This is a genomic window from Curtobacterium sp. 9128 (genome assembly GCF_007673775.1).
In the GTDB taxonomy this organism is placed as follows: domain Bacteria; phylum Actinomycetota; class Actinomycetes; order Actinomycetales; family Microbacteriaceae; genus Curtobacterium.
Window position 1 is genome coordinate 495536 of the sequence record NZ_VEAF01000001.1, and the last position, 17904, is coordinate 513439.

The following is a 17904-nucleotide window of genomic DNA, read 5'->3' on the forward strand; positions in this document are numbered from 1 at the left end:
GCTCCATTCTCCCACGTCGGCGCGCGCCGGTAGCGTTCTCCCCATGACGACCGACGCCATCGCCCGATTCGACGCCGACGCAGCAGCCCGAGGCCTCCGGGTCGAGGTGGTCGAGCGCCCGGCAGCGGACTCCCTGGCCGGGGCCGCCGACCTGCTCGGCATCACCCCGGGCGACGTCGTCAAGACCCTCGTCGTGAAACGGCACGACGGCGACTTCGTCCTCGCGCTCGTCCCCGGCGGCCGCAGCATCGCGTGGAAGAAGCTCCGCGCGGTCGTCGGCGTCAACAAGCTGTCGATGCCCGACGCCGCCACCGCGCTCCAGGCGACCGGCTACGAACGCGGCACGATCACGCCCATCGGCGCCACCGGGGACCTGCCGGTGTTCGCCGACGAGCGCATCGTCGGCCGTCGGGTCGCCCTCGGCGCCGGACGCCACGGTGCGAGCGCGTTCGTCGATGCGGACGACCTCATCGCCGCCTACGGCGCGACCGTGGCCGACATCACCGACGAGGAACCGCAGCGCTAGTCCGGGACCTCCGACCAGTCCCCCTCGGCGCCGGGCACGAAGCACGAGTCGCCCTCGCACACGACGGCGTCCGCCAGCAGCGGCTGCAGCCCCGGCACGGCCTGGAGGCTCGGTGCGGCCTGTGCGCGCACGTCGAGGTCCGTCATCGGGTCGCCTCCACGTCCGCGCTCGCGTCGTCCGCGGCCCGTGCGGCCGCCTCGGCGACCTCCGCCGGTGTCGACTCGCGCAGCGCGACGACCTGCCGGAGCACCTGCTCGAACGCCGCCGGGTCCTGGGCGCCGGAGACGCCGTACTTGCCGTCGATCACGAAGAACGGCACCCCGTTGATGCCGTATGCCTGAGCCTGCGCCTGGTCGGCCCGGACGTCGGCCAGCTTGGCGTCGTCGCGGAGCGTGGCGAGGACCTCGTCGCGGTCGAGGCCGACCTCCGCCGCCAGGGACGCCAGCGACTCGTCCTGCCCGACGTGTTCGCCGCGCTCGAAGTACGCGGTGAAGAGCCGCTCGACCATCTCGAGCTGCTTGCCGTGCTGCTTGGCGAGGTGGATGACCTGGTGGGCCTTGACCGTGTTGGTGTGGCGGAGCGCGTCGTAGTCGTAGTGGAGCCCGACCGAGCCCGCGATGCCCGCGACCTGGTCGATCATCTGCTGGGCCTGCTGCACCGGCAGGCCCTTGTGCCGGGAGAGGAACTCGGCCTCGGTGCCCTCGAAGTCCACGGGGGTGTCCGGGCTCAGCTCGAACGAGTGGTACTCGACCTCGACGGGTGAACCGAAGGCTGCCACGCCCGCCTCGAACTTGCGCTTGCCGATGTAACACCAGGGGCACGCGATGTCGGACCAGACGTCGACCTTCACGGAGTCGTTGCTCATGCTGACGACAACGCCGGCGCGGTGCGCGTATTCCGGTGCACGGTTCCCCGTGCCGCCGCGCACCGGCCGCGCGCCGGGGGCTACGCGCCGAGCAGGCGCTCGGCCAGGTACCCCTGCAGCCGGTCGAGCGACACGCGCTCCTGGCTCATCGAGTCGCGCTCGCGCACGGTGACCGCGCGGTCCTCGAGCGTGTCGAAGTCGACCGTGATGCAGAACGGCGTGCCGATCTCGTCGTGACGGCGGTAGCGGCGGCCGATCGCACCCGCGTCGTCGAAGTCCACGTTCCAGACCTGGCGGAGGTCGTCGGCGAGGCCTCGGGCGACGGGCGACAGCTGCTCGTTGCGGGACAGCGGCAGGACGGCGGCCTTGACCGGGGCCAGCCGCGGGTCGAGCCGGAGCACGGTGCGCTTGTCGACGCCACCCTTCGCGTTCGGGGCCTCGTCCTCGTGGTAGGCGTCGATGAGGAACGCCATCAGCGCGCGGGTCAGACCGAACGACGGCTCGATGACGTACGGCACGTACTTCTCGTTGGCGGCCTGGTCGAAGTACCGCAGGTCCTTGCCGGAGGCCGTGATGTGGTTCTGCAGGTCGAAGTCGGTGCGGTTCGCGACGCCCATGAGCTCGCCCCACTCCGAGCCCTGGAACCCGAACCGGTACTCGATGTCGGCGGTGGCGTCCGAGTAGTGCGCACGCTCCCCGTCCGGCACGTCGAACCGGCGGAGGTTCTCGGGGTCGATGCCGAGGTCGGTGTACCAGGCGACCGAGTCGGCGATCCACTGCTCGTAGTGCTCCCCCGCGGTGGCCGGCGGGACGAAGTACTCGATCTCCATCTGCTCGAACTCGCGGGTGCGGAAGATGAAGTTGCCGGGGGTGATCTCGTTGCGGAACGCCTTGCCGACCTGACCGATGCCGAACGGGGGCTTCATGCGGCTGGTGGTGACGACCTGCGCGAAGTCGGTGAAGATGCCCTGCGCGGTCTCCGGGCGGAGGAAGTTCAGGCCCTCCTCGGACTCGACCGGGCCGAGGTAGGTCTTCAGCATGCCGGAGAACTCACGGGGCTCGGTCCACTGGCCGCGGGTGCCGCAGTTCGCGCAGGCGATCTCGGCCATGCCGCCCTCGGGCGCGCGGCCCTTCTTCGCCTCGAACGACTCGATGAGGTGGTCCTCGCGGTAGCGGTGGTGGCAGTGCAGGCACTCGACCAGCGGGTCGGTGAACGTCGCCACGTGGCCGGACGCCTCCCACACCTTCCGGGGCAGGATGACGGCGGAGTCGAGGCCCACCATGTCGCCGCGACCGCGGACGAACCGCTGCCACCACTGGCGCTTGATGTTCTCCTTCAGTTCGACGCCGAGGGGCCCGTAGTCCCAGGCGGAACGGGATCCTCCGTAGATCTCACCCGACTGGAAGACGAACCCGCGGCCTTTGGCGAGGGCGATGACCGAGTCGAGACGGGTGGGCTGAGCCAAGGAGAACTCCGTAGTGTCGCCGAGCTGGGTGCCCGGGGCGGGAAACGTACCCGGCAAGACTAACGGGCGAGCACGGCGGCCACCGCGTCGACGTCCGACTCGTCGTTCCAGTGGTGGAACGCGAGCCGCAGCCGCCCGGCCCGTCCGGACGCCGTGATGCCGGCCGCGGTGAGCGCCGCGAGCTGTGCGCCGGACGGGTCGGGCACCGTCATGACGGCCTGCGACTGCCGGGCCACGCCGAGGCGGTCCGCCAGCCGGTCCGCGAGACCGGTGGCGTGCCTCCAGGCCGACGCCGGGTCGAGCGACGCGATGTGCCGCAGCGCGGCGACCGCTCCGGGCCAGGCCTGCCACGCCGGGGACACGTCGAAGCGGCGCGCGTCGTCGGCGAGTCGCATCGCCGGGCCGTAGCAGGAGGACCAGACGTCGGCCCCGGCGTACCACCCGGCCTGCACCGGACGGAGCCAGCCGAGCGCCGCCTCGGACAGCGTCATGAACGCGACGCCCCGCGGCGCGCAGAGCCACTTGTAGGCGTGCGTGACGGTCACGTCGAAGGGCTCGGCGGAGACCGGCAGGACACCGGCCGCCTGCGTCAGGTCGCAGAGGGTCCGTGCGCCGACGGCGTGGGCGGCGTCGACCACGGCGGTGCTGTCGGCGACGACACCGGTCGCGGACTGCACGGCCGACCACGCGACGAGTGCCGTGTCGGGCGCGAGACTCGACGTCAGTGCGTCGAGCGGGACGCTCCGGACGCGGACCCCGCGGTGCGCCTGGGCGAGGAACGGGAAGACGATCGAGCTGAAGTCGCCCTCCGGGACGACGACCTCGGCGCCGTCCGGCAGCGACGCCGCGACCACCGCCGTCATCACCGAGGTCTGCGAGCCCGTGGCGACGCGTTCGGCGGGGACCCCGACGACCTGCGCGAACAGGCCGCGCCCCTCCTCGACGAGCGCGCCGTACCCGACCGGGCTCGACGCGCCGGTGCCCCACGCGTCGAGGTCGGCACGCTGCGCGGCGAGCGTGCCGCGCGTGGGGAGCCCGGCGGTGCAGGCGGCGAGGTAGCCGTGGCCGTCGACGAAGGAGTCCATGCCCACGATCGTGCGACGTCCGCGCCCATCACACCACGGCAGCTTGGTTGGCGGAGCCATAGCATCGTGTTGTGGACGATCTCGACCCGCAACTCCTCCGGACCCTCCGTGCCGTCGCCGACGCCGGCTCGATCACGAGTGCCGCGGCGCAGCTCGGGTACAGCCAGCCAGCGGTGAGCCAGCTGCTCCAACGCGCCGAGACACGGCTCGGGCACGCGCTCGTGCTGCGCGGCGCGCGCGGGGTGACCCTGACCGAGGCCGGCCAGGTGCTCGCCGACCATGCACTGCACGTGCAGGCGGCCCTGACAGCTGCCCGCGAGGACCTCGACGCCGTCGGCGGTCTGGCCCGGGGCCGGGTCCGGATCGCCGGGTTCCCCAGCGCGTCGTCGACGCTCGTCCCGGCCGTGCTGGCGTCGATGGCGTCGACCGTCCCCGGCGTCACGACGTCCTACGTCGAGGTCGAGCCCCCGGAGGCGCTCGACCTGGTCCGGCGCGGCGAGGTCGACGTCGCGCTGACGTTCACGTACGTCGGTGACGAGGTGGTGGCGGATCCGGCGCTCGTCACGCGGGCGCTGGGGCGGGACCCGCTGGCGCTGGTCCGGCCGGGAGGCTCGGCGCACCCCGGCGCGTCGACCGCGGTCCCGGCGGTGGTCGGGTCGAGGGCCGGCACCGGTCCCGGTGCCGGGGCCGGTCCCGGGGCCGCGGCCGGTCCCGGGGCCGTCGTGGACCTGGCGTCGCTGCGGGACGCCCGGTGGATCGGCGGCTGTCCGCGCTGCCGAGGGCACCTGCTCGCCTCGTGCGCGACGGCCGGGTTCACACCGGACATCGTGCTCGAGACCGACAACGCCGCCGCGGTCGTGGGACTCGTCGCGGCGGGGCTCGGGGTGGCGCTGCTCCCCCGGCTGGCCCTCGCGACGACGGTCATCCCCGCCGCGGTGACGATCGACCCGGTGGACGACGACCTGGCCCGGCGCGTCGAGGTCGTCGTCGCACGGGGGGCGGAACGGGTGCCGAGTGTCCGAGCGACGCTCGATGCGGTGCTCGGGGCGGCGGCGCTGCTGGCGGAGTAGCTGCGCCGCTCCGCGTCGCACGGTCGCGCGCCGCCGACCCGCCGGGCTGCGTCGCATGGTCGCGCCCCGCCGTCGGACCTCGGCGCGCCGGACTACGCGGTGGGGGCGTCCACGGCCCCGCCGTAGCGGCGATCACGACGGGCGTACTCCTCGATCGCGCCCCACAGATCGGTGCGGCGGAAGTCCGGCCAGAGCCGGTCGAGGAACACCATCTCGGCGTAGGCGGACTGCCACAGCAGGAAGTTGCTCGTCCGCTGCTCTCCCGAGCTCCGCAGGAAGAGGTCGACGTCCGGCATCTCGGGCACGTACAGGCGCTTGGCCAGGGCCTTCTCGGTGACCTGGCTCGGCTTCAACCGGCCGGCGGCGACGTCCTCGGCGAGGGACCGGACAGCGTCGGTGATCTCGTTGCGGCCGCCGTAGTTGACGCACATCGTCAGGGTGAGCACGTCGTTGCCCGCCGTCATCCGCTCGGCGGCCTCGAGCTCCTCGATGACACTGCGCCAGAGCCGCGGCCGACGTCCAGCCCAGCGGACGCGCACGCCCCACTCGTGGAGCTGGTCGCGGCGACGGCGGATCACGTCCCGGTTGAAGCCCATCAGGAACCGGACCTCTTCCGGGGAGCGCTTCCAGTTCTCGGTCGAGAACGCGTACGCCGAGATGTGCTCGACGCCGATCTGGATGCCGCCGGCGACGACGTCGAGCAGCGAGGCCTCGCCCGCCTTGTGCCCCTCGATCCGGGTCAGGCCGCGACCGTTGGCCCAACGTCCGTTGCCGTCCATCACGATCGCCACGTGCTCGGGGACGAACCGCTGCGGGATCGCCGGCGGTGTCTCGCCGGTCCAGTCGACGGGCAGGAAGGGCTCGGGAGCATCGGTGCGGCGAGGGCTCATGCGGTGGGGGCTCCTTCGTGGACGTCGGGGAGGGACGGTGCCGGTGTCGCGGCGACCGCCCGTGCCGTCGCGGCGGCGCTGTCGTGCACCGGTCCGTCGTGCGCCGGGACGGGCGCGGGGTGCTCGGTCCGGTCGACGTGCGGCAGCGACTTGAGCGATCGTTCCAGGTGCCACTGGGCGTAGGCCGCGACCACGCCGGACGCCCGGGAGCGCGTCCGTTCGTCGGCGCTGTCGACCGTCGCCCAGTCCCCCGCCAGCAGCGAGCCGAGGAGCGACAGCGTGGTGTGGTCGAGGCGGGGCGATCCGGGTGGCGCGGCTCCGTCGGCGACCACTCCGCCGAGCTGCACGACGAAGGCCGAGTGTGGTCCGGGCTCCCCCGTGACGGCGCAGTCCGAGAACGACGGCGCCCACCCGGCGATGCTCATCGCGCGGAGGAGGTACGAGTCGAGCGTGGCGCTCGGGAAGTGTTCGCCGCGGGACAGGGAGCGCAGTGCGCCGACGAGCAGCAGGTACTGCTGGAGTCCGGCGTCCGCCTCGCTCAGCCGGTCCGCCGTCTCGACCATCGCGCTGGCAGCCGTGTACGCGCCGTAGTCCGCGACGATCTGCGCGCCGTACGACCCGAGGGACTCCGCCTGCGTGACGATGTCGAGCGACCGGCCCTCGTAGAACTGCGCGTCGACGACCATGAACGGTTCGAGTCGGGACCCGAACTTCGACGCCGTCCGCCGCACGCCCTTCGCGACGGCGCGGATCTTGCCGTGCTGGCGACTCAGGAGCGTGACGATGCGGTCCGCCTCACCGAGCTTGTGGGTGCGGAGCACGACACACTCGTCCCGGTACAGCGGCATGCGCCCAGTATCCCCCGGTGCGCCGACACCACGCGCCCACGACGCGGGCCGGTGTCGGGCGGTGACGCGAGCCGAGCCTCCCGACCGGGTCGTCGTGGTCGGCGGACGCGCCCGGACACGCACGTCGCGCCCCGTGGGAACGGGGCGCGACGTGTGGAGCGGGGTGCGGTCAGGCGGAGACGAGCTCCGCGGTCCCCGAGGCGGCACCCGCGCGGACCGCGCGGTTCACCGCGGAGACGATCGCCTTGAGGGACGCCGTCGCGATGTCGGCGTCGATGCCGACGCCCCAGAGGCGGACGCCGTCGACGTCGAGCTCGACGTAGGACGCGGCCTTCGCGTCGCCGGACGCGCTCATCGTGTGCTCCGAGTAGTCGTAGAGCGTCACGGCGACACCCTGCTCGCGCATGACCGAGAGGAACGCGTCGATGGGGCCGGTGCCGACCGCCTCAGCGGTGACCGAGCCGTCGTCGACCCGCAGCGCCACCGAGAGCTTCGTCGTGCCGTCGAAGTCGCTCGACGTCGCGGTCTTCGTGATCTCGTAGCGGCCCCACTTGTCCTCGTCGACCGGTGCCGGCAGGTACTCGTCGCGGAACAGGTCCCAGATCTTCTCGGAGCTGAACTCGCCGCCCTCGGTGTCGGTGCGCTGCTGCACGACGCCGGAGAACTCGATCTGCAGCTTGCGGGGCAGGTCGATCGCGTGGTCCGTCTTGAGCAGGTAGGCGACCCCGCCCTTGCCGGACTGCGAGTTGACCCGGATCACCGCCTCGTAGGACCGACCGATGTCCTTCGGGTCGACCGGCAGGTACGGCACGGCCCACTCGACCTCGTCGACGCTCGTGCCCGCGGCGGCGGCCTTCGCCTGCATCGCGTCGAAGCCCTTCTTGATGGCGTCCTGGTGCGACCCGCTGAAGGCCGTGTAGACGAGGTCGCCGGCCCACGGCTGTCGTTCCGGCACCGGGAGCTGGTTGCAGTACTCGACGGTGCGCTTGATCTGGTCGATGTCGGCGAAGCTGACCTCGGGGTCGATGCCCTGCGTGAACAGGTTCATGCCGAGGGCGACGAGGTCGACGTTGCCCGTGCGCTCCCCGTTGCCGAACAGGCAGCCCTCGATGCGGTCCGCTCCGGCCATGTAGCCGAGCTCGGCGGCGGCGACGGCGGTCCCGCGGTCGTTGTGCGGGTGCAGCGAGAGGATCACGTCCTGCCGGTGGGCGAGGTTGCGGGACATCCACTCGATCGAGTCGGCGTACACGTTCGGCGTCGCCATCTCCACCGTCGCCGGCAGGTTGATGATGACCTTGCGCTCCGGGGTCGGCTCGAAGACCTCGAGCACGGCGTTGCAGATCTCCAGCGCCACGGCGAGCTCGGTGCCCGTGTAGGACTCCGGCGAGTACTCGTAGTACACCGTCGTGTCGTGCTGCAGGTTCGCCTCGGCCGCCTTGCAGAGCTTCGCCCCGGCGACCGCGATGTCGACGACGCCCTGCACGTCGGTCCGGAAGACGACCTCGCGCTGGACGATCGACGTCGAGTTGTAGAGGTGGACGATGGCCTGCTTGGCGCCGTCGATGGCCTCGTACGTGCGCTGGATCAGGTGCTCGCGCGCCTGGGTCAGCACCTGGATGGTCACGTCGTCGGGGATGGCGCCCTCGTCGATGAGGCTGCGGACGAAGTCGAAGTCGGTCTGCGAGGCGCTGGGGAACCCGACCTCGATCTCCTTGTAGCCCATCCGGACGAGGAGGTCGAACATGGCCCGCTTGCGCTCGGCGTCCATCGGGTCGATGAGGGCCTGGTTGCCGTCCCGGAGGTCGACCGCGCACCAGCGCGGAGCCTTCTCGATGCGCTTGGTCGGCCACGTGCGGTCGGGCAGGTCCACGGTGATCTGCTCGTGGAAGGGGACGTACTTGTGGATCGGCATCCCGGAGGGGCGCTGGGTGTTCTGCATCGGTCGTTCGCTTTCGGTTCGTCAGGTGGTGTCGGCCGACGACGAGACTCCGCGACGAGGTGGGCCGGTGTGTCAGGCCTCGTCGCGGCAGCGAAGGAGGAGGAGCGCCGAGTACATAGCCCGTCCACCGTAGCACCGGTGGTCCGCCGTGTGACGTGGTGCGGGGTGCGCGCGCTCTCTCGCCGAGGTTCCGTAATTCTGGAACCTCGGCTTGCGGGGAGGGCGAGTCGTGGAACCTCGGCGGATGTGAGCGGCGAGTCGTGGAACTTCGGGGATGGTCTGCGGAGTCCGAGCCCGAGCCCGGCGGGGCGTGCGGGACCGTCGCGGAGTGGTCACGCCACCCCGGGCGCGTGCGCTGAGTGGTCACGGGTGGTCGCTCGGGAGCGTGCCGTGCGACGTTCCGCGACCCTTCGGTGCACGTGAGCGGTGTGTCGCGACCACTCGGTACGCGCGCGATGCACGATGCCGCGCGTCCGTCGGCGTTCCACAATTCCGGAACCTCGGCGTGCCGCGAGGGCGCGTCGTGGAACCTCGGCGGACGTGAGCGGCGAGTCGTGGAACCTCGAGCCGCGGGGTACGCGAATGCGCCGGGCAACGCGGGGCTGCAGGCGCGGCGGATGGGGTGGCGAGTACAGGTCCCGGCAGCACGCGCACGACGGGAGGCTCGACGCCTGACCGGCACCGAGCCTCCCGTCCGTCGCCGCTGACGACGCGGGGTCAGTCGACGGCGAGCGCCTCCGTCGGGGGGACGCGCATCGCGCGGCGCACGGGTGCGACCGTGGCCACCACCGCGAGGACGAGCGCCCCGATGACCACGATGGCGATCGTCATGGGCGGCAGCACCGGCGCACCGGCGGCGCCGAGCGAGCCGAGCAGTGTCTGGCCGCCGACCCAGCCGTAGAACGTGCCGAGCACCAGCCCGGTGAGGACGGCTGCGACGACCATCTGCACGGCCTCGGTGACGATCATGCGTCGGACCTGCGCCCCGGTGAGGCCGAGGACGCGGAGCAGCCCGAGCTCGCGACGCCGCTGGAGCACGCCGAGTGCGAGGGCGTTCACGACCCCGACGGCGGCGATGACGGCGGAGAAGCCGACGATCACGCTGACGACCCCGTTCACCCGGACGAAGACGTCGTTCAACGCCTGGACCTGTTCCGGGCTGCCGCCCTGCGCGTGGTCGTGCAGCTGGGCCGCGAGCACGTGCTGCATCATCCCGAGCGCCACCGCGAAGGTGACGAGCAGGGTGACACCGATCACCAGCCCGATCGTCGCGCGGGCAGCCCGCCCCGGGGCCCGGAGCGCGTTCCGGCCGGCGAGCAGCACCACGGGGTCCTTCGCGCCGACCCGGCCGATCAGGGCGAGCACCGGCGGCATGACGATGGTCGCGCCGACGGCGATCCCGGCGAAGGACACGAACCCGCCGAGCGCCGCGGGGAGGACCGCGATCGGCGTCGAGTGGCTGACGGCGAGACCGAGCACCATGAGCAGGCCTCCACCGGCCATGAGCACGATCGCCGTGACCTTGCGCGCGGTGCCCGACCGGACGTCGTCGTGGCTGGGCTCGATGCCCGACGACAGGGCCTGGAGTGGGGTGACGGTCAGGACGCGCCGCGACCCGACCGCGAAGGCGCCCCACGTGGCGAGCACGACGGCGACGATCGGCAGGACGAGCTGCCACGGCACCAGGGTGTACCCGGTGTCCGGGAGCGACCCGTTGCCGCGCAGGACGGCGACGAACAGCGCGCTGACCCCGGTGCCGACGATCGCGCCGAGGACGCCCCCGACCAGGCCGACGACGAGGCCGGCACGGGTGATCCGGGAGCGGAGCGATGCCCCGCTCGCACCGACCAGTCGCTGCAGGGCGAGGACACGGGTCTGCCCGGCGATGAGCGTCGCGCAGGTGTTCGCGGTGACGATCGCCCCGACGTAGAGCGCGATCCCGAGGAACAGCCATCCGATGACGTCGAGGATCGACCGGACGCTGGCGAGGTCGGACAGTCCGAGCGCGCCGAGCGCCTCGGTCACGATGCCGGGAGCGATCACGAGCGCGGACCCGAACGTGGTCCCGAGGGCGGCGACGAGGACGGTGGGAGCGAAGTCGCGGACGGCGTTCACGCGGCCGCCTCCATCCCGAGCATCGTGGCGGAGATCTCGGCAGCGGACATCGCCGGACGGTCGGCGACGACCCGGCCGTCGGCGAGGAACAGGATCCGGTCGGCGTTCGCGGCCGCGGTCGGGTCGTGCGTCACCATCACGACGCTCTGCCCCCACTCGGCGACGGCGCCGCGCAGGATGGCGAGCACGTCGCGCCCGGTCCGCGAGTCGAGTGCACCGGTCGGTTCGTCGGCGACGACGACGGCTGGTCGGGATGCGAGGGCCCGGGCGATGGCGACGCGCTGCTGCTGGCCGCCCGACAGCTGGTGCGGACGGTGCGTGAGACGGTCGCCGAGGCCGAGCTGGTCGACGAGCCGGTCGATCCACTCGCGTTCCGCCCGGGCGGGCTCGTGCCCGCCGAGCAGGAACGGGAGTCGGATGTTCTCGCTGACGTCGAGCGTGGGGACGAGGTTGAAGGACTGGAAGACGAACCCCAGTCGGCGCCGCCGCAGCTCGGTGAGCTCGCGGTCGCCGAGGCGGGTGATGTCGGTGCCGTCGATCGTGATCCGGCCCGTCGACACGGCGTCGAGCCCGGCAGCGACGTGCATGAGCGTCGACTTGCCGGATCCGGACGGCCCCATGACCGCGGTGAACTCTCCGGCGCCGATGTCGACGCTGACGTCGTCGAGCGCCGTGACACGGCGCACAGCGTCGCCGTAGTGCTTGGACACGTGGTCGAGTCGGATGATCGGGGCGTGGCTCGTGGTCATGCATCCACCTTGACCGCCGGGAGGCACGGATCGCGTCGGTCGCGCGGCTCCTGTGGATCGTCCGCTCGGCTCGGTTCGCCGTGGAGGGATCATCCCGAGGGATGAGGGACGGTGCCGGTCAGTCCTTCGTGACGAGCCCGTGCTCGTGGGCGAACACCACGAGCCGGACGCGGTCGCGGAGCTCGAGCTTCGTCAGCACGCGCGAGATGTGCGTCTTCACCGTGGCCTCGCTGACGTACTCGTGCTGGGCGATCTCGCTGTTGCTGAACCCGCGCGCCGCGAGGTCGAAGATCTCCCGTTCGCGCGGTGTCAGGTCGGCGAACGCAGCCGGCACCTTCGCTGCCTGGGTCTGGGTGTCGTCGTAGCGGCGCAGGAGCTCCCGGGTCGCCGAGGCCGCGAAGACGGCGGTCCCCGCGTGCACCGTGCGGATCGCGGCGAGGAGGAACTCCGGATCGGCGTCCTTGAGGACGAAGCCGCTCGCGCCGGCGCGGATCGCCTTGGCCGCCGCCTCGTCGAAGTCGAAGGTCGTGAGCACGAGCACCTTCGCGCCGTCGGTGCCGGCGTCCTCGACGATCTTCGCGGTCGCGGTGATGCCGTCCATGACCGGCATGCGGACGTCCATGAGCACGACGTCGGGGCGGTGTCGCCGGACGAGTTCGACGCCCTCGCTGCCGTCGCCGGCCTCCCCGACGAACACCAGGTCGGGCTGTGAGTCGACGAGCATGCGGATGCCGGTGCGGAACAGCGCCTGGTCGTCGACGAGCGCGACGCGGATCTGGGTGTCGGTCATCGTGCGGTGTGCTCCCGGTCGGTCGGTGTCGTGGTCGAGCTGAACAGCCCGCGCGGCATCTGACCGCTGGCGGGGTGGGCGGGCATGCGGACGGCCACGGCGAAGTCGTCGCCGCGCGGCCCCGCGGTCATGCTCCCGCCCGACATCGTGGCACGCTCGCGCATCCCGACGAGCCCGTGGCCGGTGCCGGGCCCCGAACGACCGTCGTCGGCGCGTCGGTTCACCACGTCGATCTCGACCGTGTCGGGCCGGTACGTCAGCGTGGTGTGCACGGGGGTGCCCCGCTCGCCGTGCTTGTACGCGTTCGTCAGGCTCTCCTGGACGATGCGGTACACCGCGAGCTGCGTCGACGTCGGCAGGGTCGACCCGTCACCACGGCGTTCGATGCGCACGTCGAGGCCGACGTCGCGCATCTCGCCGGCGAGCCGCTCGATGTCGTCCACGTCCGGCGTGGGCGTCGTTCCCTGCTCGTGCCGGAGCGCTCCGAGGAGCTCCCGGACGTCGCCGAGGGCCCGTCTGGCCGTCCCGGAGATCGTGCCGAGCGCCTGGTCCGCGATCGCGGGGTCGGCGCGCAGCGCGTAGCGGGCCCCGTCGGCCTGGGCGATGACGACGGCGAGCGAGTGCGCCACGATGTCGTGCATGTCGCGGGCGATCCGGACGCGCTCCTGTTCGACGGCGACGGCCTGGTCGGCACGCGCGGCGTCGCGTTCGGCGAGCAGCTGCGCCTCACGGCTCATCCGGGCCGTCTGGCGCGTGCGGGCCACGACGCCGCTGAGCCAGGGCAGGAGCAGCACGGCGAGCACCACCGCGAACACGCCGGCGGTCAGCGTGAGGGACTCGGGGCCGGCGCCGTACATCGTCGGCGCCGTCGAGCGGGTCGCGAAGTCCGTGAGCCCGATGTACGCGGCGGCGATGACCGCCCCGGCGATGGCCGACACGAGCCCGGCGAGTCGGACGCGGCGGCTGCCGTAGGCCGCGGTCGTGTAGACGATGCCGGCGATGAAGAGGTCGGCGGGCAGGACGAAGTCCGTGCCGACCACCTGGTCCGTGGCCATCTGGAAGACCGCGACGACCCAGGCGATGGTCAGCGCGAGCCCGGGCGACAGGCGGCGCAGGGCGAGCGCGACCGTCAGCCCGAGCACCACGACGTACGCGGTCGGGCTCTCGATCCCCCGGGCCGACGCGACGACGAGGAGCACACCGAGGGCGCCGGCGATCACGACGTCGGTGACGACCTGCGCGCGGAGCATGGGACGGAACACCCGTCCACGGTACGGCGCGACGCGCACGAGCGCGTCGTTCCCCGGGATGACGTGCTCCCGGTCAGAACCCGAGTCGGCCGAGCTGCTTCGGGTCACGCTGCCACTCCTTGGCGACCTTCACCCGGATGTTCAGGTACACGTGCCGACCACCGAGCAGCGACTCGATCGCCGCACGCGCCCTCGTGCCGACGTCCCGCAGACGCTCCCCCTTGTGCCCGATGACGATCGCCTTCTGGCTGTCCCGCTCGACGAACAGGTTCGCGAAGATGCGGAGCGGTCCGTCCGGGTCGTCGTCCGGGTCCGGCTCGACCATGTCCTCGATGAGGACCGCGAGCGAGTGCGGGAGTTCGTCGCGGACACCCTCGAGGGCCGCCTCGCGGATGAGCTCGGCGATGCGGTCCTCGCTCGTCTCCTCGGTCACGGCCTCGGCCCCGTAGAGCGGCGGCGACTCGGGCAGGAGCGCGGTGATCTCGCCGAGGAGCGCCTCGAGCTGCGTCCCCTCCGTTCCGGAGGTCGGCACGATCGCGTCCCACTCGCGCAGCGCGGACACCGCGATGAGCTGCTCCGCGACCTTCTCCTTGCCGGCCCGGTCGATCTTCGTCACGATGGCGATCTTCTTCGCGCGCGGGAAGTGGTCGAGCGTCTCGTTGATGAAGCGGTCGCCCGGGCCGATCGGCTCGTTCGCCGGCACGCAGAAGCCGATCACGTCGACGTCCCCGAGGGTCGACTGCACGAGGTCGTTGAGCCGTTCGCCGAGGAGCGTGCGCGGACGGTGCACGCCAGGGGTGTCGACGATGATCACCTGCCCGTCGGGGCGGTGCACGATGCCACGGATCGCCCGGCGGGTGGTCTGCGGCTTCGAGGACGTGATCGCGACCTTCTCGCCGACCAGGGCGTTGGTCAGCGTCGACTTGCCGACGTTCGGGCGCCCGACGAACGAGACGAACCCGGCGCGGAAGGTGGGCGTGCTGGCGGTGTCGCTCATGCGGAGGTGGATCCCGTCGTGGTGGATGTGGAGCCCTCGAACGCCTGCTCCGCGCCGGCGAGGGCATCGGTGCGTTCGGCGAGCACGGAGATGAGGTGGCGGCGCTTGCCCTCGACACGGTCCGCGGTGAGCACGACGCCGGAGACGGTCACGGACTCGCCCGCGGTGGCCAGGTGACCGAGTTCCTTGGTGAGCAGGCCCCCGGCGGTGTCGACGTCGTCGTCGTCGAGGTCGACGCCGAACAGGTCGCCGAGGTCGTCGATGGGCATGCGGGCCGAGATCCGCCAGACGCCGTCGCTGACCTCGACCCGGTCGACGACGGTGCGGTCGTACTCGTCGGAGATGTCGCCGACGAGCTCCTCGATGAGGTCCTCCATCGTCACGAGTCCGGCCACCCCGCCGTACTCGTCGACGACCAGGACCAGGTGGTTCTTCACGGCCTGCATGTGCCGGAGCGTCTCGTCGGCGTGCTTGGACTCCGGGACGAACTCGGCGGCCCGCAGGAGCGACGTGACGACACGGCCGCCGGCACGGTCGTTCTCGTAGAGGGCCCTGGCGAGGTCGCGGAGGTAGACGACGCCGAGCACGTCGTCGCTGTCGCGGCCGGTGACGGGCATCCGGGAGACCCCGGCGGCCAGGAACTGCTCCATGACCGTGGACACCGTGTCGGACGCGTCGGCGGTGACCATGTCGGTGCGGGGCACCATGACCTCGCGCACCAGGGTGTCGCTGAACTCGAAGACCGAGTGGATGAGCTCGCGGTCGTCGGCCTCGAGCACGTTGCTCTCGGTCGCCTCGTCCACGAGCGAGAGCAGCTGCTCCTCGCTGGACACGCTCGACGCGCTGCCGTTCCGGCCGGGCGTCACCCGGTCGCCGATCAGCACGAGGAGGTCGGCGAGCGGACCGATGACGATGCGGACGCCGTGCACGAGCCCTCCCGTGACGCCGACCAGGGCCTCGGCGTGGGCACGACCGACGCTCCGCGGGCTGGACCCGACGAGCACGAAGGACACCGCCGTCATGATCGCCGCCGAGACGATGAGCGCCACCCACCACGTGTCGAGCACCGTGAACAGCGCGATCGTCACCAGGACCGCGGCGGCCGTCTCGGCGAGCACCCGGACGAAGTTCAGCGCGTTCACGTGTGCACCGACGTCGTCGGCGATCGCCTCGATGGCACGACGGCGCTTGCTGCCCCGGGCGACCTCGTCGAGGTCGGCGCGGGAGAGCACCCCGAGGGCGGCGTCGGACGCGGCGAGCAGCCCGCCGAGCACGACGAGGACGAACGCCACCGCGAGCAGGACGGCGACGAGGAGCACCGCGGTCACCGCCCCCGGCGAGCAGCCGCGAAGGCCGTGAGGATCTCGCCCTGCAGGCCGAACATCTCGGCCTTCTCCTCGGGTTCCGCGTGGTCGAACCCGAGCAGGTGCAGGATGCCGTGGCAGGTCAGCAGCAGGAGCTCGTCGGTGGTGGAGTGCCCGGCGGTCTTCGCCTGCGCCTCGGCGACCTGCGGGCAGAGCACGATGTCGCCGAGGAGTCCTGCGGGCGTCGGGTCGTCCTCGGTGCCGGGGCGGAGCTCGTCCATCGGGAAGCTGAGGACGTCGGTCGGGCCCGGTTCGTCCATCCAGCGGATGTGCAGCTGCTCCATCGCCCCCTCGTCGACGAGCACGACGGCGAGCTCCGCGTCGGCGTGGACGTGCAGCGCGTCGAGCGCGAAGGTGGCGAGACGCTGGATGGCGTCGTCGTCGACCTGGACGCCCGACTCGTTGTTGAGCTCGATGCTCACCGGGTTCCTCCTCGGGTGTCGTTCTGCGGCCAGGGTGCAGCCTGGCGGTCCTGTGGTGGTCGCCCGCGCCGTTCCGCGCGGTTCACCCCGGACGGGTTGCCCGCCGGAGCGGTGCCGCGACCGCCGGGGCGCTGTCCGGCCTGCTCGGCGAGCCGCTGTTCGTCGTACACCGTGTACGCGTCGACGATCCGACCGACGAGCGTGTGCCGCACGACGTCCTCGCTGCCGAGTCGGGCGAAGTGGATGTCGTCCACGTCGGCGAGGATGCGCGTCACCAGGCGGAGACCCGACACGTTGCCGGGGAGGTCCACCTGCGTGATGTCGCCCGTGACGACCATCTTCGAACCGAAGCCCAGACGCGTCAGGAACATCTTCATCTGCTCCGGCGTGGTGTTCTGCGCCTCGTCGAGCACGACGAACGAGTCGTTGAGCGTCCGGCCGCGCATGTACGCCAGCGGAGCCACCTCCACCGTGCCCGCCGCGAGCAGCTTCGGCACGAGCTCGGGGTCCATCATCTCGTTGAGCGCGTCGTACAGCGGCCGCAGGTACGGGTCGATCTTGTCGGTCAGGGTCCCGGGGAGGAACCCGAGCCGCTCGCCGGCCTCCACCGCGGGACGGGTAAGGATGATGCGGGTGACCTCACGCCGCTGCAGTGCCTGCACGGCCTTCGCCATCGCCAGGTAGGTCTTGCCGGTGCCGGCCGGACCGATCCCGAACGTGATGGTGTTCTCGTCGATCGCGTCGACGTACGCCCGCTGCCCGTCGGTCTTCGGCCGCACGGACTTGCCACGGCTCGACACGATCGGGGTCCCGAACACGTCGGACGGGCTGCGCTGCTCGTCGATGATGCGTGCCGAGGTCGGGATGTCGGCCTGACCGACGTCCTGGCCGCGACGGACCATGCCGACGAGCTCGTCGACGAGCGCGCGGGCACGGGCGACGTCGCGCTCCGGGCCGGTCAGGGTGACCTCGTTGCCGCGGACCAGGACGCGCACGCCCGGGTACTGGCGTTCGACGGTCTTCAGCAGTCGGTCCTGGGGTCCGAGCAACTGCACCATGGCGATGCCGTCGACGGTGATCTCCGAGACGGCTTCGGTCTCGGTTGGGGCGGTTTCGTCAGCTGGCAAGGGTGCCTTCCTGCAGGTCGCCTGCGAGTACGTGCGCGTGCACGTGGAACACGGTCTGACCGGCGGCTTCGCCGGTGTTGAAGACGAGACGGAACTGACCACCCGCACGCTCGTCGGCGATGCGCTGCGCGGTGGCCACGACGTGGGCGAGGAGGTCGGGGTCCCCGGCGGCGAGCTCGGCGACGTTCGCGTACGCGTCGGTCTTGGGGATGACGAGCACGTGGACCGGGGCCTTCGGGGCGATGTCCTCGATCGCGATCACGCGGTCGTCCTCGGCCACGACGGTCGACGGGATCTCGCGGTCGATGATCTTGGTGAAGACGCTGCTCATGCGTCCATCGTAGATCGCACCACCGGCACGGGGCCGGTCCGCGGCGCGGCCTCGGACCGCTGGCGGTGCC

The 17904-nt window shown here is 71.9% G+C and carries 18 protein-coding genes; 2 read left to right on the forward strand and 16 right to left on the reverse strand.

Annotated elements, in window-relative coordinates; genetic code table 11:
• Window positions 1–43: 43 nt before the first annotated feature.
• Window positions 44–526: an aminoacyl-tRNA deacylase gene (locus FS641_RS02345; RefSeq protein WP_144759278.1), complete on the forward strand. Its 483-nt coding sequence runs from the start codon at window positions 44–46 to the stop codon at window positions 524–526.
• Here the strand turns inward: FS641_RS02345 and FS641_RS17890 are convergent.
• The 4 genes from FS641_RS17890 to FS641_RS02360 all read right to left on the reverse strand — a co-directional run bounded on the left by FS641_RS17890 (window position 523) and on the right by FS641_RS02360 (window position 3942).
• The gene (locus FS641_RS17890) at window positions 523–672 is read right to left on the reverse strand and encodes a hypothetical protein (RefSeq protein WP_186317538.1); all 150 of its coding nucleotides are present in this window, start codon (window positions 670–672) and stop codon (window positions 523–525) included. The genes FS641_RS02345 and FS641_RS17890 overlap by 4 nt on opposite strands.
• The gene (locus FS641_RS02350) at window positions 669–1391 is read right to left on the reverse strand and encodes a DsbA family protein (protein WP_144759281.1); all 723 of its coding nucleotides are present in this window, start codon (window positions 1389–1391) and stop codon (window positions 669–671) included. Before FS641_RS02350 ends, FS641_RS17890 begins: the two co-directional genes overlap by 4 nt.
• Before the next feature lie 80 nt (window positions 1392–1471).
• Complete coding sequence (locus tag FS641_RS02355) at window positions 1472–2857, reverse strand: glycine--tRNA ligase (RefSeq protein ID WP_144759284.1); 1386 nt, start codon at window positions 2855–2857, stop codon at window positions 1472–1474.
• A gap of 59 nt (window positions 2858–2916) precedes the next feature.
• Window positions 2917–3942, reverse strand: coding sequence for an aminotransferase class V-fold PLP-dependent enzyme (locus FS641_RS02360; protein WP_144759287.1), 1026 nt, complete (start codon window positions 3940–3942; stop codon window positions 2917–2919).
• A 71-nt stretch (window positions 3943–4013) separates the two neighbouring features.
• On the opposite strand from FS641_RS02360, the gene FS641_RS02365 reads away from it, so the two are divergent.
• Entirely contained in the window at window positions 4014–5012 is a 999-nt protein-coding gene (locus FS641_RS02365) for a LysR family transcriptional regulator (protein WP_144759290.1), read from the forward strand.
• A 92-nt stretch (window positions 5013–5104) separates the two neighbouring features.
• Here the strand turns inward: FS641_RS02365 and FS641_RS02370 are convergent, their stop codons facing one another.
• From FS641_RS02370 to FS641_RS02425, 12 genes are all read right to left on the reverse strand, one after another.
• Entirely contained in the window at window positions 5105–5902 is a 798-nt protein-coding gene (locus FS641_RS02370; protein ID WP_144759293.1) for an isoprenyl transferase, read from the reverse strand.
• Entirely contained in the window at window positions 5899–6750 is an 852-nt protein-coding gene (recO, locus tag FS641_RS02375) for a DNA repair protein RecO (RefSeq protein ID WP_144759296.1), read from the reverse strand. The genes FS641_RS02370 and recO overlap by 4 nt, the downstream gene beginning before the upstream one ends.
• Before the next feature lie 169 nt (window positions 6751–6919).
• Entirely contained in the window at window positions 6920–8689 is a 1770-nt protein-coding gene (leuA, locus tag FS641_RS02380; protein WP_144759299.1) for a 2-isopropylmalate synthase, read from the reverse strand.
• 717 nt (window positions 8690–9406) lie between these two features.
• Window positions 9407–10804, reverse strand: a complete 1398-nt coding sequence (locus FS641_RS02385; RefSeq protein WP_144759302.1) for an ABC transporter permease — start codon at window positions 10802–10804, stop codon at window positions 9407–9409.
• Window positions 10801–11553: an ABC transporter ATP-binding protein gene (locus FS641_RS02390; RefSeq protein WP_144759305.1), complete on the reverse strand. Its 753-nt coding sequence runs from the start codon at window positions 11551–11553 to the stop codon at window positions 10801–10803. Before FS641_RS02390 ends, FS641_RS02385 begins: the two co-directional genes overlap by 4 nt.
• A gap of 118 nt (window positions 11554–11671) precedes the next feature.
• Window positions 11672–12343 (reverse strand): response regulator transcription factor, encoded by a 672-nt coding sequence (locus tag FS641_RS02395; RefSeq protein ID WP_144759308.1) that lies wholly within the window; start codon window positions 12341–12343, stop codon window positions 11672–11674.
• Entirely contained in the window at window positions 12340–13701 is a 1362-nt protein-coding gene (locus FS641_RS02400; RefSeq protein ID WP_222122034.1) for a sensor histidine kinase, read from the reverse strand. Before FS641_RS02400 ends, FS641_RS02395 begins: the two co-directional genes overlap by 4 nt.
• Entirely contained in the window at window positions 13667–14590 is a 924-nt protein-coding gene (gene era, locus FS641_RS02405) for a GTPase Era (RefSeq protein WP_144759311.1), read from the reverse strand. Before era ends, FS641_RS02400 begins: the two co-directional genes overlap by 35 nt.
• Window positions 14587–15918 carry a hemolysin family protein gene (locus FS641_RS02410; protein ID WP_260855610.1) on the reverse strand — a complete coding sequence of 444 codons (1332 nt, stop codon included), beginning with the start codon at window positions 15916–15918 and terminating at the stop codon, window positions 14587–14589. Before FS641_RS02410 ends, era begins: the two co-directional genes overlap by 4 nt.
• Window positions 15915–16376 (reverse strand): rRNA maturation RNase YbeY, encoded by a 462-nt coding sequence (ybeY, locus tag FS641_RS02415; protein ID WP_144759314.1) that lies wholly within the window; start codon window positions 16374–16376, stop codon window positions 15915–15917. The genes FS641_RS02410 and ybeY overlap by 4 nt, the downstream gene beginning before the upstream one ends.
• The gene (locus FS641_RS02420) at window positions 16373–17434 is read right to left on the reverse strand and encodes a PhoH family protein (RefSeq protein ID WP_260855661.1); all 1062 of its coding nucleotides are present in this window, start codon (window positions 17432–17434) and stop codon (window positions 16373–16375) included. Before FS641_RS02420 ends, ybeY begins: the two co-directional genes overlap by 4 nt.
• Before the next feature lie 58 nt (window positions 17435–17492).
• Entirely contained in the window at window positions 17493–17834 is a 342-nt protein-coding gene (locus FS641_RS02425; protein WP_144759320.1) for a histidine triad nucleotide-binding protein, read from the reverse strand.
• Window positions 17835–17904: the final 70 nt, after the last annotated feature.

What these genes read in the sequence shown, in the direction of transcription:
- FS641_RS02345 (WP_144759278.1), top strand. Translation starts at nt 44, where the DNA reads ATGACGACCGACGCCATCGCCCGATTCGACGCCGACGCAGCAGCCCGA.
- FS641_RS17890 (WP_186317538.1), bottom strand. Translation starts at nt 672, where the DNA reads ATGACGGACCTCGACGTGCGCGCACAGGCCGCACCGAGCCTCCAGGCC.
- FS641_RS02350 (WP_144759281.1), bottom strand. Translation starts at nt 1,391, where the DNA reads ATGAGCAACGACTCCGTGAAGGTCGACGTCTGGTCCGACATCGCGTGC.
- FS641_RS02360 (WP_144759287.1), bottom strand. Translation starts at nt 3,942, where the DNA reads ATGGACTCCTTCGTCGACGGCCACGGCTACCTCGCCGCCTGCACCGCC.
- FS641_RS02370 (WP_144759293.1), bottom strand. Translation starts at nt 5,902, where the DNA reads ATGAGCCCTCGCCGCACCGATGCTCCCGAGCCCTTCCTGCCCGTCGAC.
- recO (WP_144759296.1), bottom strand. Translation starts at nt 6,750, where the DNA reads ATGCCGCTGTACCGGGACGAGTGTGTCGTGCTCCGCACCCACAAGCTC.
- leuA (WP_144759299.1), bottom strand. Translation starts at nt 8,689, where the DNA reads ATGCAGAACACCCAGCGCCCCTCCGGGATGCCGATCCACAAGTACGTC.
- FS641_RS02390 (WP_144759305.1), bottom strand. Translation starts at nt 11,553, where the DNA reads ATGACCACGAGCCACGCCCCGATCATCCGACTCGACCACGTGTCCAAG.
- FS641_RS02395 (WP_144759308.1), bottom strand. Translation starts at nt 12,343, where the DNA reads ATGACCGACACCCAGATCCGCGTCGCGCTCGTCGACGACCAGGCGCTG.
- era (WP_144759311.1), bottom strand. Translation starts at nt 14,590, where the DNA reads ATGAGCGACACCGCCAGCACGCCCACCTTCCGCGCCGGGTTCGTCTCG.
- FS641_RS02420 (WP_260855661.1), bottom strand. Translation starts at nt 17,434, where the DNA reads ATGGTGCAGTTGCTCGGACCCCAGGACCGACTGCTGAAGACCGTCGAA.
- FS641_RS02425 (WP_144759320.1), bottom strand. Translation starts at nt 17,834, where the DNA reads ATGAGCAGCGTCTTCACCAAGATCATCGACCGCGAGATCCCGTCGACC.